Raw genomic sequence first — 15,997 nt, forward strand, 5'->3', positions numbered from 1 at the left:
CTCACATGCGGAACACGCCGAAGCGCGTCTCTGGGATCGGAGCGTTCAGGGCAGCTGAAAGCGACAGCGCCAGCACTTGTCGCGTGCGGCGCGGGTCGATGATGCCATCGTCCCACAGGCGGGCGGTGGCATAAAGCGGGTGCGATTGACGCTCAAACATCTCGACCGTGGGGCGCTTAAACGCGGCCTCGTCCTCGGCTGACCAACTGCCGCCCTTGCGCTCGATTGCGTCGCGGCGGACGGTGGCCAGCACACCTGCCGCCTGTTCGCCGCCCATCACCGAGATGCGGCTGTTGGGCCAGGTCCACAGGAAGCGCGGGCCATAGGCGCGGCCACACATGCCGTAATTTCCCGCCCCGAAGGAGCCACCGATCAACAGCGTGATCTTCGGCACTTGGCTTGTGGCCACCGCTGTCACCAGCTTGGCACCATCCTTGGCGATGCCGCGGTTTTCGGCGGTTCGGCCCACCATGAAGCCCGAAATGTTTTGCAGGAAAACTAGGGGGATTTTGCGCTGCGAGCAAAGCTCGACGAAATGTGTGGCTTTCAGCGCGGCTTCGGAAAAGATCACCCCGTTATTGCCGATAATGCCGACGGGCATGCCCATAACATGGGCAAAGCCGCAGATGATGGTGGTGCCGTAGCGCGGTTTGAACTCGTCAAAGCGCGAGCCGTCCACCGTGCGGGCGATCACTTCGCGGATGTCATAGGGGGTTTTCACCTCGGCCGGGACCACACCCATCACCTCGGCGGGGTCGTAAAGCGGCTCCTCCGACGATTGCAGCACCAGTTGGGGCGGCTTTTTGCGGTTCAGGTTGGCGACGGCGCGGCGTGCCAGCGCCAGCGCGTGCAGATCGTCCTGCGCCAACAGATCGGCCACGCCGGAAAGCCGGGTATGCACATCGCCGCCGCCAAGGTCTTCGGCGCTGACCACTTCGCCTGTCGCGGCCCGGACCAAAGGCGGTCCCGCGAGAAAGATCGTGCCCTGCCCCTTCACGATAATGGTGACATCCGACATCGCCGGCACATAGGCCCCGCCTGCGGTACACGACCCCATCACAACGGCGATTTGCGCGATGCCCAGCGCCGACATGTTGGCTTGGTTGAAGAAGATGCGGCCAAAGTGGTCGCGGTCCGGGAACACTTCGTCTTGATTGGGCAGGTTGGCCCCGCCAGAATCCACGAGGTAGACGCAGGGCAGCCGGTTTTCGGCGGCAATTTCCTGTGCGCGCAGATGCTTCTTCACCGTCATCGGATAATAGGTGCCACCCTTCACCGTGGCGTCGTTGCAAATGATCATCACCTCTTGGCCTTCGACCCGACCAATCCCGGCGATCAGGCCCGCCGAGGGGCTGGCACCGTCGTACAGCCCATGCCCGGCAAATAGGCCGATCTCCAGAAAGGGCGAGCCTGCATCAAGCAGGCGGTCGATGCGTTCGCGCGGCAACAGCTTGCCTCGGCTTTGGTGCAGATCACGCGCCTTGTCGCCGCCCCCTGCAAACGCCAACTCTGCCGCCGCCCGGACTGTATCAAGTGCGGCCATATTTGCTGCAAGGTTCGCCCGGAACCCAGCACTGCGCGGCGAGATATTGGTGGTCAGGATTGTCATGCGGTCATCGCCCCCATCAATTCGCGCCCGATCAACATCCGGCGGATTTCAGAGGTGCCCGCACCGATTTCCATCAGCTTGGCATCGCGGAAGATCCGGCTGACTGGCGTTTCGTTCATAAACCCGGCACCTCCCATGGCTTGCACCGCCTGATGGGCGACCTCCATCGCCGCTTCCGAGGCATAGAGCACACAGGCGGCGGCGTCCTGCCGGGTGACGGTGCCCCGATCACAGGCGCGGGCCACCTCATAGACATAGGCGCGGGCCGAGTTCAGTTTGGTGTACATATCGGCGATCTTGGCCTGCATCAGTTGGAAATGACCGATGCTTTGGCCGAACTGCTTGCGGCTGACCATATAAGGCATGATCTCATCCAGACAGGCCGCCATGATGCCGGTGCCGATGCCCGACAGCACCACGCGCTCGTAATCCAGACCTGACATCAACACCCGCACGCCCTTGCCCTCGGCCCCAAGCAGGTTTTCGGCAGGCACCTCGACATTGTCGAAAATCAGTTCGGCGGTGTTCGATCCCCGCATCCCCAGCTTGTCGAAATGCGGTGAGGTGCTGAAGCCTTTCATGGTCTTTTCCACGATGAAGGCGGTCATGCCCTTTGATCCGGCATCGGGATCGGTTTTGGCATAGACCACCAGCACATCGGCGTCGGGGCCGTTGGTGATCCAGTATTTCGTGCCGTTCAGCACATAGTGCTCGCCCTTCCGATCCGCCCGCAGCTTCATGGACACGACATCCGACCCAGCCTCTGCCTCAGACATCGCCAGCGCACCGACATGCGCACCCGAGACCAGTTTGGGCAGGTATTTCTGCCGCTGCGCCGCACTGCCGTTCAGCTTGATCTGGTTGACGCAAAGGTTGGAATGCGCGCCATAACTTAGGGCAACTGAGGCCGATGCGCGGGCGATTTCCTCGACCGCGACGACATGGGCGAGATACCCCATACCCGCACCGCCATATTCTTCGGGCACCGTGATGCCGAGAAGGCCAAGACTGCCCATCTCTGCCCAAAGCTCGGCGGGAAAGGTGTTTCGCTTGTCCAAATCCTGCGCGCTGGGCTTCACCCGCTGTTGCGCCCAGCGGTGCACCATGTCGCGCAGTGCGCCTACCTCATCGCCCAGATCGAACTGCATAGATGCCAGAAACATTCCGGTGCCTCCCTATTCCGCAGCCATCGCCACGGGACTATTGCCTTGCAAGGTGGCGCGCAGATCCTCCCGCCGCGCCATCTGTTTTTGATAGGCCGCTTGCTTGACCGGACCATAGCCGCGGATCTCTAGCGGTAGCGACAGCAGGTCCCGCACCAGTTGCAGCGTCTCGGCGGACAGCACCTGCTCTGCCAATGTCAGATCGTCCTCGTAGTGCGCGATCAAGTCACGCTCCAGCTTGCGGTCGTGGCTGTGCCCGAAAGGGTCTGCCCAACTGCCGCGCAGGAATTTGAACCGCGCGAGCAGGCCCAGAACAGGCAGGATCCATGCGCCGAATTCGCGCTTTTTCGGTCGGCCGTCCGAAGCCTTGCCGGACAGGATCGGCGGCGCGAGGTTCAGCGACAGACGATAGGGGCCAGAGAACTCGGCCTCAAGCCCGGCGCGGAATGCGGGCAGGCTGTACAGTCGCGCGACCTCGTATTCGTCCTTGTAGGCCAGAACTTTGGCGTAAGTCTCGGCCACCACGCGGGGCAAGTCATTGTCGCCCACACGTTCGGAGCGGGCGGCGGCAGCGATCCGGGCAACGCCGTCCAGATAGCGCTGGGCAAGGCCCGCGTTTTGATACGCCCGCAGAAGATCGGCGCGGCGGGCAATCAGCGCGTCAAGCGGCAGGGTGTCGGGCATGGGGGCCTCCTGCCCAATGCCTGCCAGAGTGGCTACTTTCGCTGGGTCATGCGCCAGCAGGCGGCCCCAGTTGAACGCTTCGGTGTTGGGCTTGATGGCCGTGCCGTTCAAGCGGATGGCTTCAAGGATCGAGGCACTGGTCAGCGGCACCATCCCGCATTGCCACGCATAGCCCAGCATCATCAGGTTTGCCCCGATCACGTCGCCGGTCAATCGTGTCGCTAGATCCGAGAAGTTCAGGAAATGCCGGGCCGAGCGCACCGCCCCCGCCACGCAGGCCTCAGAACTGGCTTCCTTGAAATCAAAATCACGATGGCGGATAAAATCCGATACTGGGGTGATGTGGGTGTTCAGCACGGCCTGCGTCCGATCGGGGCTGCACACTAGGATGCAGTCCTTTGACGCGGCCACCACAGAATCCGCGCCGATCAAAAGATCGGCAGAACCTGCCGCGATGCGGGGCGCGGCAATGGGGCGGTCGGGGCGTGAGATGCGGACATGGCTCATCACCCCGCCACCTTTCTGGGCCAGCCCCGCCATGTCCAGCACCATTGGGATTTTACCCTCGACATGGGCGGCCATGCCCAGAATAGCACTGATGGTCAGCACGCCCGTGCCTCCGACACCGGCAAGGGCGAGGTTCCAAGCTCGCTCGATCTGCGGCAGTACCGGGTCGGGCAGCGCGGAAACATCCGCACCGCTCTGGGGTTGGTTCTTGCGCAACGCCCCGTCGCGCACCGTGACAAACGACGGGCAAAACCCCTTGAGACAAGAATAATCCTTGTTGCAGGCCGATTGGTTGATCCGGCGCTTGCGGCCCTGATCGGTTTCCAGCGGCTCAATCGCGATGCAGTTCGACTGCACGGAACAATCGCCACAACCTTCGCAGACCGCAGGGTTGATCCAAAGCCGCATATCGGGGTCCACAGCGGTGCCCCGCTTACGCCTACGGCGCAATTCAGCAGCGCAGATCTGCTCGAAGACGATCACCGTGACTCCGGGCAACTCGCGCAACGCCAACATCACCGCGTCGATATCGTCACGGTGGCGGATTTCGGTGCCGGGGGCGAGGTCTGCGGCGTGATAGACCTCGGGATGGTCGGACATCAGCACGATCCGCGCCACCCGCTCGTGATAAACCTGATGGGTGATCTGCTCCGGCGTCAGTTCACCATCAATCGGCTGGCCTCCGGTCATCGCCACGGCGTCGTTGACGAGAATTTTGTAGGTCAAGTTGACCCCTGCCGCGACCGACTGTCGGATCGCGAGATGGCCCGAGTGGAAATAAGTACCATCGCCGATATTGACGAAGCGGTGTTTTTCGTCGGTGAAGCGGCTGATTGCCGTCCATGGCACGCCCTCGGCACCCATATGGGTGAAGGTTTCAGTGCGACGGTCCATCCATTGCACCATGAAGTGACAGCCGATCCCGGCCATCGCCTTCGATCCTTCAGGCACCCGGGTCGAGGTGTTGTGCGGGCAGCCTGCGCAGTAGTGCGGCAGTCGCAAGACCGGGGGAATATGCGCCTCGGCACGCGCCTCGATCCGATGCAGATCCTCGACGCGGGCGCTTAGACGTGCGGCGAGATCACTGGGCAGATCAAGCCGCAGCAGCCGTTCTGCAATCGCCCCGGCAACGCGGCCCACGGTCAGACCGGCGGACAGGCTGAGAAACGGCTTGCCCGTCTCATCGAACTTGCCGACGATGCGGGGTCGCACATCGGCGCGCCAGTTGAACAACTGCTCTTTGATCTGGTTCTCGATGATCTCGCGGCGTTCCTCGACGATCAGCACCTCATCCAGACCCTGCGAGAAGGCGCGGATGCCTTCGGGCTCCAGCGGCCATGGCATACGCACTTTGTAAAGGCGCAGCCCGATCAGCGCCTGCTCTTGCGGACCAAGGCCCAGTTCCGCCAACGCTTGCCGCACATCCTCATAGGCCTTGCCCGAGGCGACGATACCAAAGCGGGCGCGGGCGTGGTCGATGATCAGGCGATCAACGCCATTGGCGCGGGCAAAAGCGATGGCGGCGTAGCCCTTGTGCTCTTGCAGCCGCTCGTCCTGCACAAGCGGTGGATCGGGCCAGCGCAGGTTCAACCCGTCAGGCGGCAGTTCAAAATCGGTGGGCAGCACGAACTGTCGCATCTCTTGCGCCAGATCGACGACCGAGGTGATCTCGACGGTTTCGGAGATCACCTTGAAGCCGACCCAGCAGCCGGAATAGCGCGACATGGCGATGCCGAGCAGCCCCATCTCCAAGAACTCATGCACCGACGAGGGGTAAAGCATTGGCATCAGCGCCGAGATGAAGGCATGATCGGACTGATGCGGAATCGAGGACGACTTGCAGGTGTGATCATCGCCCGCAATCGCCAGCACCCCACCATGCCGCGCGGAGCCTGCCGCATTGGCGTGCTTGAAGACATCGCCTGAGCGATCAACGCCCGGCCCCTTGCCATACCAGATGCCGAGGATGCCATCCTTGCGGGCGCCCGACGACAGATGCAACTGTTGGCTACCCCAGACCGCAGTTGCGGCCAGATCCTCGTTCACCCCCGGCTGGAACACCACGTCATGGCGATCCAGAAACTTGCTGGCCTTGACCAGTTGCTGATCATAGCCGCCCAAAGGCGAGCCGCGGTATCCAGAGATAAACCCCGCAGTGTTCAGCCCGCTGCTGCGGTCGCGGCGCATCTGGGTCATCGGCAGCCGGACCAAGGCCTGTGTCCCGGTCAGCAAGACGGAACCGCTCTCTGCCGTGTATTTGTCGTCCAGCGTGATGGCCATGTGCATCCTCCCGACGCGGCTTGGTCCTTCTGGCAACACTCTAGTCCAGGCTGTGCGAAACAAGGTCGCTATTGCTGGCCTTGTTGACGGCTCTCTGGCAACATTGTACCACTTATACGCCACATAGGGGCAGGTTGTTCTGCATTCTGCGGGAATTTCACCGCATCTGTCATAACGGGTAGAACATGCTGCTGGACGATTCGGATCGACGTATCCTGAAGGCGCTGCAAGAGCGGCCCGACCTGACTTTGCGGGAATTGGGAGAGATCACTGGCCTCAGCCACTCACCATGCTGGCGGCGGCTGCAACGGCTTCAGGCGGCGGGGGCCATCAGTGCCAAACGCTTCATCGTCGATCCCGAGGCCATCGGGTTCGAGATTCTGGTGTTTTGTTTTGTGAAGATATCGCATCACCAGCGTGACAGGCTCAAAGCCTTCGAAGATGCTGTGGCGAAAGTCCCTGAGATCATGCAATGCTACTCGTTAAGCGGCGAATATGACTATGTGCTACAGGTGATCGCGACCAGCGTTCGTGAATATGAGGCGACGGTCAAGAATGCACTTGTCGAACTGCCAAACGTGCAGTCGATCAACACCAGTTTCACGCTGAAGCGGGTCAAGAACAGCCTGAACGTGCCGCTCTAAGGCGCATTTGCCTATGTTCAATCGCTCAGACCTGTGGCGGCGACCCCGTGCAACATGTCGCGGCCGATCTGGCCCCGCCGTAAGGGGCGGTTGTGCCGCTGCGATGATGTTTTTCCTTGGTTATGCCGCCGCTGACTCCGGGACGGCATTGCCATGCCAGAGATTGAGCGGACAGCCCCTATTGACGCAGCACCGCCGGCTGTCTAGAAAACTTCCACTGTCGGGGGAGTCCTGCCTAAAGGACTGAGAGGCTGATAGTGGGGCGAACAGCAATGTTTGGCCTGCGGTGAAGCGACCCTTTGAACCTGACCCAGTTGATACTGGCGTAGGAAGCACAAGCGGTCGCCACTTCGTCAGTTTTCGACGGGGCACCACCATACGGGCGCAATCCCGGCTTCTTTCCCTTTACCACGGTTCATCAACGCGAAAGAGGCTTTGATGAACCACACCACCCAAATCCCGCAGAACGGCGTGCTACCCTCTGTCACCACAGGCCCGCTGCCCGGCTCCAGCAAGGTTTATGTGCCGGGCATCCTACATCCCGATCTGTTGGTGCCGATGCGGCAGATCGCCGTGCATCCCTCGGCGGGTGAGCCGCCGGTGACAGTCTATGACCCCTCTGGCGCTTACACCGATCCAGCGATTACCACCGATATTGCACAAGGATTGGCACCTTTGCGCGCCACATGGGTGGCCGCCCGCGGCGATTGTGCGGTCTATGCACCGCGTGCCGTACAGCCTGCCGACAACGGCTTTGCCACAGGCGAGCGGCTGGTGCCGAGCTTCCCGCAAACCCGCCAGCCGCTGCGCGCCGTGGATGGCAAGGCTGTTACCCAACTCGCCTATGCCCGTGCCGGGATCATCACGGCTGAGATGGAATATGTGGCGATCCGGGAAAACCTTGGCCGCACCGCCCCGACGGGCAACCCCCGCGATGGCGAAGATTTTGGTGCTGCGATCCCCGACCATGTCACGCCCGAATTCGTGCGGCGGGAGATTGCCGCTGGTCGCGCCATCATCCCCGCCAACATCAACCACCCCGAACTGGAACCGATGATCATTGGCCGCAACTTCGCGGTGAAAATCAACGCCAACATGGGCACCAGTGCTGTCACCTCGTCGATGGCGGAGGAAGTTGACAAGATGGTCTGGTCGATCCGCTGGGGCGCGGACACCGTGATGGACCTGTCCACCGGGCGCAACATCCACAACACCCGCGAATGGATTCTGCGCAACGCCCCGGTGCCGATTGGCACGGTGCCTTTGTATCAGGCGCTGGAAAAGGTCGATGGCGTGGCCGAAAATCTGACATGGGAGATTTACCGCGACACGCTGATCGAACAGGCCGAACAAGGGGTGGATTACTTCACCATCCATGCCGGGGTGCGTCTGCACTACATCCCGCTGACTGCGAACCGGGTCACTGGCATTGTCAGCCGTGGCGGCTCGATCATGGCCAAGTGGTGCCTGCATCACCACCGCGAAAGCTTCCTTTACACCCATTTTGACGAAATCTGCGACATCATGCGGGCGTATGACGTCAGCTTCAGCCTGGGTGACGGGTTGCGCCCCGGTTCGGTCGCCGATGCCAACGATGCCGCGCAATTTGCCGAATTGGAAACGCTGGGAGAGTTGACGCAGATCGCTTGGGCGAAGGATTGTCAGGTGATGATCGAAGGGCCGGGCCATGTGGCGATGCACAAGATCAAGGCCAATATGGACAAGCAACTGGCCACATGCGGCGAGGCTCCGTTCTATACGCTCGGGCCGCTGACCACCGATATCGCCCCCGGCTATGACCATATCACCAGCGCCATTGGTGCTGCGATGATCGGTTGGTTTGGCACCGCGATGCTGTGTTATGTCACGCCGAAAGAGCATCTGGGCCTGCCCGACCGCGCCGATGTGAAGACGGGCGTGATCACCTACAAGATCGCCGCCCATGCCGCCGATCTGGCCAAAGGCTTGCCGGGGGCGCAGGCGCGCGATGATGCGCTGTCCCGCGCGCGGTTCGAATTCCGTTGGGAGGATCAATTCAACCTCTCGCTTGACCCCGACACGGCGCGTTCGTTCCATGACGAGACCCTGCCGAAAGAGGCGCATAAAACCGCGCATTTCTGTTCGATGTGCGGGCCGAAGTTTTGTTCGATGCGGATTTCGCACGACATCCGCGCCGAGGCGCAGAAAGAGGGCATGGCCGCGATGGCGCTGAAGTTCCGCGAGAAGGGTGAGGTCTATCTGCCCACCACAGAGGTCGCGGAATGATCACCATTCTGGGTGCCGGGGTTGCGGGGCTCTGCGTCGCAACCGCCTTGGCCGAGCGCGGCTTGCCGGTTGAGGTGGTGGACAACGGGCCCGCCCATGGCGGCGCAAGCTGGCTGGCGGGGGGCATGATTGCGCCCTATGTCGAAGCCGAAACGGCCGCGCCCGATGTGGCGCGGCTGGGGGCCAGTGCGGCCGACTGGTGGGCAGTACGGGTGCCGGGTGTGGTGCGGCGTGGCTCATTGGTGGTGGCCCCGGCACGCGACCGCGCTGAGCTTGACCGTTTCGCCTCCCGCACCACCGGGCATAGGCGGCTGGATGCCGAGGCAATCGCCACGCTGGAAGGCGATCTTGCCGGACGTTTTGCCTCTGCGCTGTTCTATGCCGACGAGGCGCATCTTGACCCGCGTGCCGCTTTGGTGGCGCTGGCCGATGGCTTGCGACAGCGCGGCGTTGCGATCCGCAGCAACACTCCGCTTGACCCCGAACAGGCCGATATCGACTGCCGGGGCATCGCTGCCCGCGCTGATTTACCCAGCCTGCGCGCCGTGCGGGGGGAAATGCTGCTGCTGCATTGCCCCTCTGTGACGCTCACCCGCCCGATCCGCCTGCTGCATCCGCGCTTTCCGGTCTATGTCGTGCCGCGCGGCCACGCGCTTTATATGATCGGGGCCACCATGCTGGAAAGCGACGATCCCGGCCCGATCACCCTGCGCAGCGCCATGGAACTGATGTCGGCGGCTTTCACCCTGCATCCCGGCTTTGCCGAGGCCGCCATCGTCGAGACCGGCAGCGGCCTGCGCCCAGCCTTTGCCGACAATGTGCCGCGCATCGTCAAGGCAGGCGGACGCTGGCATTTGAACGGGCTGTACCGCCACGGCTTTCTGACCGCCCCGGCGCTGGCCGAACAACTGGCCGATCAATTTGCCCTTGCACCACAGGAGGCCGCCGTTGCGCATTGAACTGAACGGAAGCCAATGCGAGATCAGCGCGGCAACTCTAGCCGAGGCGCTGGTCGAACTCGGCTATGGTGCTGCTGCCCTCGCCACCGCTTTGAACGGCGCTTTCATCGCCGCCACTGCCCGCCCCACAACCCCGCTGCACGACGGCGACCGGGTCGAGGTGCTGACCCCGATGCAGGGGGGTTAAGATGCGGCTCTACGACATCGACGTGCAATCGCGTTTGCTGCTGGGCACAGCGCAATACCCTTCGCCGCAAGTGCTGACCAAGGCGATTGCCGCCTCCGGCTGCGACATCATCACCGTATCCCTGCGGCGTGAGGCGGCGCGGGGGGCTACCGCAGGCAACGGCTTCTGGTCGCTGCTGCAAGCCAGTGGCGCGCGGCTGTTGCCCAACACCGCAGGCTGTCATTCAGCCCGCGAAGCCATCACCACCGCCCAGATGGCGCGTGAGGTGTTCGGCACCAACTGGATCAAGCTAGAGGTAATCGGCCATGCCGACACGCTGCAACCCGATCCCTTTGCGCTGGTCGAAGCGGCGCAGATCCTCTGTGCCGACGGGTTTCAGGTGTTCCCCTATACCACCGAAGATCTGATCGTCGCCGAACGCTTGCTAGACGCGGGCTGCAAAGTGCTGATGCCGTGGGGTGCGCCCATCGGATCAGGGCAGGGGCTGCGTCATGCCGAGGCCTTAGCCTCAATGCGGCGGTATTTTCCGCAGGTGCCGCTGATCATTGATGCGGGGCTTGGCGCGCCCAGTCAGGCGGCGCGGGCGATGGAGATGGGGTTTGACGCGGTTCTGTTGAACACCGCCGTCGCCAAGGCGGGCGACCCGGTGGCAATGGCACGCGCCTTCGGGCAGGCTGTGGAAGCCGGACGGATCGCCTATGAAGCCGGTTTGATGCCACCGCGCAATATGGCGGTGCCGTCAACCCCAGTGCTGGGCATGGCCGATCTGAACCTTGGGGGCCGGGCATGATTTTGCCGCGCTTTTACCCAGTGCTGCCTGATGCCGATTGGGTGGGCCGCGTGGTCGCTCAAGGCGCAAGGCTGGTTCAGTTGCGCTTCAAGGGCGATGCGGCGGATATTCCCGATCAGATCGCCGCTGCCCAAGCCACCTGCCTGCGTCACGGTGCGCAGCTCGTCGTCAACGACCATTGGCGCGCGGCATTGGAGGCCGGGGCGGATTTCATTCATCTGGGCCAAGAAGATCTCGACACCGCCGACCTGTCCGCAATGACCCGCGCCGGGTTGCGCTTCGGGATTTCCACCCATGACCGCGCCGAACTCGATCGGGCTTTGGCACTGCACCCGGCCTATATCGCCCTCGGCCCAGTTTATCCGACCACGCTCAAGCAAATGAGATGGCAGCCGCAGGGGTTGGAGAAACTGGCGCGCTGGAAAACACGGATCGCGGATATACCGCTGGTCGCCATCGGTGGCCTGACCTCCGAACGCCTGCCCGCTGTCTTTGCCGCCGGGGCGGATGTGGCAGCGGTTGTCACTGACCTTGTGACCGCCACCGATCCCGACGCGCGTGCGCGGCAATGGGTCGCCGCCTGCGAGGTGGGCCAATGAGCCGCTATATCCGCCAGATTCAGCTGCCACAGGTGGGGCTGTCCGGGCAAGCAAAACTTGCCACTGCGCGAGTACTGGTGGTGGGGGCTGGCGGTTTGGGCTGCACGGTGATCCCGGCTCTGGCGGGAGCAGGTGTCGGCCAGCTGATCCTCATCGACCCCGATGTGATCGAACTGGCCAACCTGCACCGCCAGACCCTCTACACCATGGCCGATATCGGTACGCCCAAGGCCATAGCCGCCGCCCGGCGCGTCAAAGCCCTGAACCCTGACTGTCAGCCCACCCCGTTGGTCGCCCGGCTGGACCCCGCCAACGCGCCCGACCTGATCGCCGCCGCAGATGTGATCGTCGATGCCGCCGACAGCTTTGCCGTGACCTATACTCTGTCAGACCTGTGCCTTGCCGCCGCTAAACCACTGATCTCGGCCTCGGTCATCGGGCAATCCGGCTATGTCGGCGGTTTTTGTGGCACGGCCCCCAGTTACCGCGCCGTGTTTCCCGACTTGCCTGCGCAGGCGGCAAGCTGTGCGACAGCGGGGATTCTGGGGCCGGTGGTTGCTGCATTGGCGGCAGTGCAGGCGCAGATGGTTCTGGCTCAACTCATCGAGTTGGAACCAAGCCCGCTGGGGCGCGTCGTCACGCTGGATCTGTCCAACTGGCGGCTGGGCGGCTTCAGCTTTGCCGGTGCTGCGGAGTCCGAAGGCGTTGGCTTTGTCGCCGCCTCGCAGCTAACGCCCGACGATACTGTGCTCGATCTGCGCCCTGTCGGATCGGTGCACATGATTAGTGGCGCACAATGGGTGGCACCGCATGATCTGATCAACTGGCCGCTTCCCGGTGCAGGCCGGGTGGTGCTGTGCTGCGCGTCGGGCTTGCGGGCTTGGCGCGGCGCGCAGGTTCTGGCAGGTCGTGGTGCGGCGTCGCTGGCCCTGTTGGCGGACGGCCAATGACGGTTCTGCTGATTGCCGGATTGGACAGTTCCACCGGGGCCGGGCTGGCCCGCGATCTGGCGGTGCTGGCGGATCATGGTGTGACGGCGCGACTGGCGGCCACAGCGGTGACAGCACAGGATGCCGGGGGCGGATGTTGCGTGCATCCAATACCTGCTGCCATGGTTGTCGCCCAAATCCGCGCCGCAGGCTCGTTGCGAGCGGCCAAGCTGGGCATGCTGGTCAATGCCGACATTGTCACCGCCATTGCCGAGACCTTGCCGGATCTGCCCTTCGTGTTGGATCCCGTTCTAGCGACCAGTGCGGGGGCCGTGCTGCTGGATGCCATCGGACGCGCCGCGATGATTGCCCGGTTGATCCCGCGCGCAGCGCTGGTGACCCCGAACTTACCGGAAGCAGCCATCCTGACCGGCCTTGCCGCTGCTGCGCCGCTGCAAGACCTTGCCGCAGGCTTCTTTGCGATGGGCGCAAAGGCGGTGCTGCTGAAGGGTGGCCATGCTGACGGGCCGGAGGCGGTCGATTGGTTGTTTCGTCCGGAACGCCTGCCTCTGCGGTTCGCCGCACCGCGAAAATTCGGCACGCAGCGCGGCACCGGCTGCACTTTGGCCACGGCTATCGCCGCCGACTTGGCGCTTGGAGAGGATCTGATCAAGGCCTGCGATCAGGCAAAGCGTTATCTGAATGCATGGTGGTGAGCTTACAGCGTCCGGCGTCGACGTTGACATCTCCGATAGCTCAACGCTGCGCCTGCAGGGTACCCCGATCATCGATCATCGATCATCGATCATCGACCTGCGCCACCGCATCGCGCTTGAACTCGTCTGTGAATTTTGCTCCGGACATCTCGTCCTCCCTGCTTCCAAATTTACCAAGCAAGGTGTCTAGAAAACTAGGGGCTTCTGTGGTTGCCGTCCTAGGCTCAGGACCTATTGATCTGCTTGAGGTCGCTGCGGCTGCATGATTCAAGCTCTCGAACTAACGGGGGTGATGATGAGCAATCTTTTCTGGCTGACGGACGCACAGATGGCCCGGCTTCGGCCGTTCTTTCCAAAGAGTCATGGCGTGCGGCGGGTCGATGACCGACGTGTCCTGAGCGGTATTATCTTCATCAATCGCAATGGCTTGCGGTGGCGCGATGCACCGAAGGAGTAGGGCCCGCAGAAGACGTTATACAACCGTTGGAAGCGGTGGGGGGGCATGGGGGTCTTCGCCCGGATCATGGAGGGGCTGGCCTCCGAGGCGGCCGTTCCGAAGACGGTGATGATCGACGCGACCTACCTGAAGGCACACCGCACGGCGACCAGCCTGCGGTCGAAAAAGGGGGGCCTGATGACCAAAGGGGCCGCCTGATCGGCCGAACCAAGGGCGGCATGAACACCAAACTGCACGCCGTCACCGATGCGGAAGGTCGTCCGATCCGGTTCTTCATGACCGCAAGCCCCCTCTCGGCGATGCATGCATCGCCTGCCGGGCAGCGGGTCAGCGACTACACCGGGGCAGCTGCCCTTCTGGGCGGTTTGCCAAAGGCGGAGTGGCTTCTGGCCGACCGGGGGTATGACGCCGATTGGTATCGAGAAGTATTGAAAGACAAGGGGATACGGGCTTGCATCTCAGGCAGGAAGAGCCGCAGGAAGAAAATCCGCTTCGACCGCCGCCGCTACAAACGACGCAACCGCATCGAGATCATGTTCGGCAGGCTCAAGGACCGGCGCCGGGTCGCAACCCGATACGACCGATGCCCCATCGTCTTCCTCTGCGCCACCGCTCTCGCCGCAACCGTGCTCTTCTGGCTGTCAAATCCATGAGATGCCGTAACGGGGCCTGCGTCGCGGCCCGCCCGTTACCGTTGCAGAATCGCGGGCAAGCTGGCGCCATTCCCGTATCGGATTCACAGGCAGGAGTGCGGGATGAAGCTGTTTGTCGGACTGGATGTGTCGCTGGAGAAGACCGCGATCTGCGTGATCAGCGAGCATGGGAAGATCGTGAAGGAGGCGCAGGTGGCGCGCGAACCCGAGGCGCTGTTGCGTTGGATCAACGATCAGGACGGCGCAATCGCTGCCGTCGGGCTCGAGGCTGGCCCCTTGTCGCAGTGGTTGCATCGCGGGTTGTCCGAGGCTGGGCAGCCTGTCGTGCTCATGGAAACCCGGCAAGTGAAGGGCGCCCTTAAGGCTATGCCGATCAAGACGGACCGCCGTGATGCGACGGTATCGCGCGCTTCTGCACCTCGGCTGGTTCCGGCCTGTTCACTGCAAATCGGTGTCCGCACAAGAGGTTCGGGCGGTGCTCACTGCTCGAAAGGCCGTGCAACAGGGGTTCATCACGCTGGAAATGTCTTTGCGCAGTCTCCTTCGGAACTTCGGACTTAAGGTCGGCACCATATCGCGAGGCCGGTTCGAACAGCGTATCCGCGAGCGGGCGGCCGGTAATCCGATGCTGGAAGCGGCAACCGAACCCATGCTCAGCGCGCGGTCGGCGCTGCGGCGAGAGTTGGCGAGCCTTGAACGCCATGTCCGGCAACGCGCGCAGGAAGATCCGGTCTGCTGCCGGTTGATGTCGATGCCCCCTCTCGGCAGATTTGCTTCGCAAATCGCCTGCCGGGCAATGGGGATCGGCGCTGTTGTGGCACTGACCTATCGATCTGCGGTCGACGATCCCGACCGGTTCACTTCCTCGAAGAGGGTCGGGCCGTGGGTCGGCCTGACTCCCTCGCGAAACCAGTCGGGCGAGCGAGCATCTCGGGTGGGATCACCAAGGCGGGCGACGTCAACCTTCGACGCGCGCTGTGTCAGGCTGCCACGGTCATGATGTATGAGGAGGGTCAGAAAACAGTCCAGTGGACTGTTTTCCCGACGATTGGTGGGCGGGCGAGCTGGCTGCGAACCTGGGCCGCAAAGCTTGCGCGCCGTCGTGGTGCCAAGCGCGCGATGGTTGCGCTGGCGCGGCGTATCGCCGTGATCCTGCACCGCATGTGGAAGGATGACATCGACTTCCGCTTCGATACTCCGGTGATCCATGCCGGCTGAAGACGCAAGCTCCAGACTGCTGCCCGCCTGATCGCGGGCCTTCGAGGTCCCCACGGGACGCGGTTGCGATGATGCCGTGCTCAGGACTGATGCCGATCGCATCGAGCACGCTCATGAGATGGGCACATCGGAATTGCATTGAACCAGCATCATGTTGGCGGCCATCGCGCTGACCCGGACCGAAGCATGCACCCGGGTCGACCTCAGGCGAAGGTTGCCGAGAAGGGAAGCAGACTAAGCTCTCAAAGCACAAAACCGCAGTTCGGCGGCGCATCCCGCATGCGCAAAACCGCTTGACTGGGACGACCCCGTTACCGAAGTCTGGAGCCTAGAAGAC

The 15,997-nt window shown here is 62.8% G+C and carries 11 protein-coding genes and 2 pseudogenes; 10 read left to right on the top strand and 3 right to left on the bottom strand.

Annotated elements, in window-relative coordinates; all coding sequences use genetic code 11:
* Nucleotide 1: 1 nt before the first annotated feature.
* Genes AKV04_RS07610 through AKV04_RS07620 form a run of 3 tightly spaced genes read right to left on the bottom strand, consistent with a single transcriptional unit; the run spans nt 2 to nt 6,243 of the window.
* Complete coding sequence (locus AKV04_RS07610; protein WP_054005844.1) at nt 2-1,609, bottom strand: carboxyl transferase domain-containing protein; 1,608 nt, start codon at nt 1,607-1,609, stop codon at nt 2-4.
* The gene (locus AKV04_RS07615; protein WP_054005845.1) at nt 1,606-2,772 is read right to left on the bottom strand and encodes an isovaleryl-CoA dehydrogenase; all 1,167 of its coding nucleotides are present in this window, start codon (nt 2,770-2,772) and stop codon (nt 1,606-1,608) included. The genes AKV04_RS07610 and AKV04_RS07615 overlap by 4 nt, the downstream gene beginning before the upstream one ends.
* 12 nt (nt 2,773-2,784) lie before the next feature.
* Nucleotides 2,785-6,243, bottom strand: a complete 3,459-nt coding sequence (locus tag AKV04_RS07620; RefSeq protein ID WP_215905423.1) for an indolepyruvate ferredoxin oxidoreductase family protein — start codon at nt 6,241-6,243, stop codon at nt 2,785-2,787.
* A gap of 185 nt (nt 6,244-6,428) precedes the next feature.
* On the opposite strand from AKV04_RS07620, the gene AKV04_RS07625 reads away from it, so the two are divergent.
* The 10 genes and pseudogenes from AKV04_RS07625 (at nt 6,429) to AKV04_RS07680 (ending at nt 15,660) form a co-directional block, all read left to right on the top strand.
* Nucleotides 6,429-6,887 carry an Lrp/AsnC family transcriptional regulator gene (locus AKV04_RS07625; protein WP_054005847.1) on the top strand — a complete coding sequence of 153 codons (459 nt, stop codon included), beginning with the start codon at nt 6,429-6,431 and terminating at the stop codon, nt 6,885-6,887.
* Between the two features lie 438 nt (nt 6,888-7,325).
* The gene (gene thiC / locus AKV04_RS07630) at nt 7,326-9,152 is read left to right on the top strand and encodes a phosphomethylpyrimidine synthase ThiC (RefSeq protein WP_054005848.1); all 1,827 of its coding nucleotides are present in this window, start codon (nt 7,326-7,328) and stop codon (nt 9,150-9,152) included.
* On the top strand, nt 9,149-10,111 hold the full coding sequence (locus tag AKV04_RS07635) for an FAD-dependent oxidoreductase (protein ID WP_054005849.1): 963 nt from the start codon (nt 9,149-9,151) through the stop codon (nt 10,109-10,111). Before thiC ends, AKV04_RS07635 begins: the two co-directional genes overlap by 4 nt.
* Nucleotides 10,101-10,298, top strand: a complete 198-nt coding sequence (gene thiS / locus AKV04_RS07640; RefSeq protein ID WP_054005850.1) for a sulfur carrier protein ThiS — start codon at nt 10,101-10,103, stop codon at nt 10,296-10,298. The genes AKV04_RS07635 and thiS overlap by 11 nt, the downstream gene beginning before the upstream one ends.
* 1 nt (nt 10,299) lies before the next feature.
* Nucleotides 10,300-11,088 carry a thiazole synthase gene (locus AKV04_RS07645; RefSeq protein WP_054005851.1) on the top strand — a complete coding sequence of 263 codons (789 nt, stop codon included), beginning with the start codon at nt 10,300-10,302 and terminating at the stop codon, nt 11,086-11,088.
* Nucleotides 11,085-11,687 (top strand): thiamine phosphate synthase, encoded by a 603-nt coding sequence (locus tag AKV04_RS07650; RefSeq protein WP_202905578.1) that lies wholly within the window; start codon nt 11,085-11,087, stop codon nt 11,685-11,687. Before AKV04_RS07645 ends, AKV04_RS07650 begins: the two co-directional genes overlap by 4 nt.
* Nucleotides 11,684-12,637: a HesA/MoeB/ThiF family protein gene (locus AKV04_RS07655; RefSeq protein WP_054005852.1), complete on the top strand. Its 954-nt coding sequence runs from the start codon at nt 11,684-11,686 to the stop codon at nt 12,635-12,637. The genes AKV04_RS07650 and AKV04_RS07655 overlap by 4 nt, the downstream gene beginning before the upstream one ends.
* Nucleotides 12,634-13,332, top strand: coding sequence for a hydroxymethylpyrimidine/phosphomethylpyrimidine kinase (locus AKV04_RS07660; RefSeq protein ID WP_054005853.1), 699 nt, complete (start codon nt 12,634-12,636; stop codon nt 13,330-13,332). Before AKV04_RS07655 ends, AKV04_RS07660 begins: the two co-directional genes overlap by 4 nt.
* 295 nt (nt 13,333-13,627) lie before the next feature.
* Nucleotides 13,628-14,442, top strand: a pseudogene (locus tag AKV04_RS25435) (IS5 family transposase).
* Between the two features lie 102 nt (nt 14,443-14,544).
* Nucleotides 14,545-15,660, top strand: a pseudogene (locus tag AKV04_RS07680) (IS110 family RNA-guided transposase).
* Nucleotides 15,661-15,997 lie beyond the last annotated feature (337 nt).

This window comes from Cypionkella psychrotolerans (assembly GCF_001294535.1).
Lineage (GTDB): Bacteria > Pseudomonadota > Alphaproteobacteria > Rhodobacterales > Rhodobacteraceae > Cypionkella > Cypionkella psychrotolerans.

Coding starts and splice junctions, on each gene's coding strand:
- AKV04_RS07610 (WP_054005844.1), bottom strand. CDS start 1,609: ATGACAATCCTGACCACCAATATCTCGCCGCGCAGTGCTGGGTTCCGG.
- AKV04_RS07615 (WP_054005845.1), bottom strand. CDS start 2,772: ATGTTTCTGGCATCTATGCAGTTCGATCTGGGCGATGAGGTAGGCGCA.
- AKV04_RS07620 (WP_215905423.1), bottom strand. CDS start 6,243: ATGGCCATCACGCTGGACGACAAATACACGGCAGAGAGCGGTTCCGTC.
- AKV04_RS07625 (WP_054005847.1), top strand. CDS start 6,429: ATGCTGCTGGACGATTCGGATCGACGTATCCTGAAGGCGCTGCAAGAG.
- thiC (WP_054005848.1), top strand. CDS start 7,326: ATGAACCACACCACCCAAATCCCGCAGAACGGCGTGCTACCCTCTGTC.
- AKV04_RS07635 (WP_054005849.1), top strand. CDS start 9,149: ATGATCACCATTCTGGGTGCCGGGGTTGCGGGGCTCTGCGTCGCAACC.
- AKV04_RS07645 (WP_054005851.1), top strand. CDS start 10,300: ATGCGGCTCTACGACATCGACGTGCAATCGCGTTTGCTGCTGGGCACA.
- AKV04_RS07650 (WP_202905578.1), top strand. CDS start 11,085: ATGATTTTGCCGCGCTTTTACCCAGTGCTGCCTGATGCCGATTGGGTG.
- AKV04_RS07655 (WP_054005852.1), top strand. CDS start 11,684: ATGAGCCGCTATATCCGCCAGATTCAGCTGCCACAGGTGGGGCTGTCC.
- AKV04_RS07660 (WP_054005853.1), top strand. CDS start 12,634: ATGACGGTTCTGCTGATTGCCGGATTGGACAGTTCCACCGGGGCCGGG.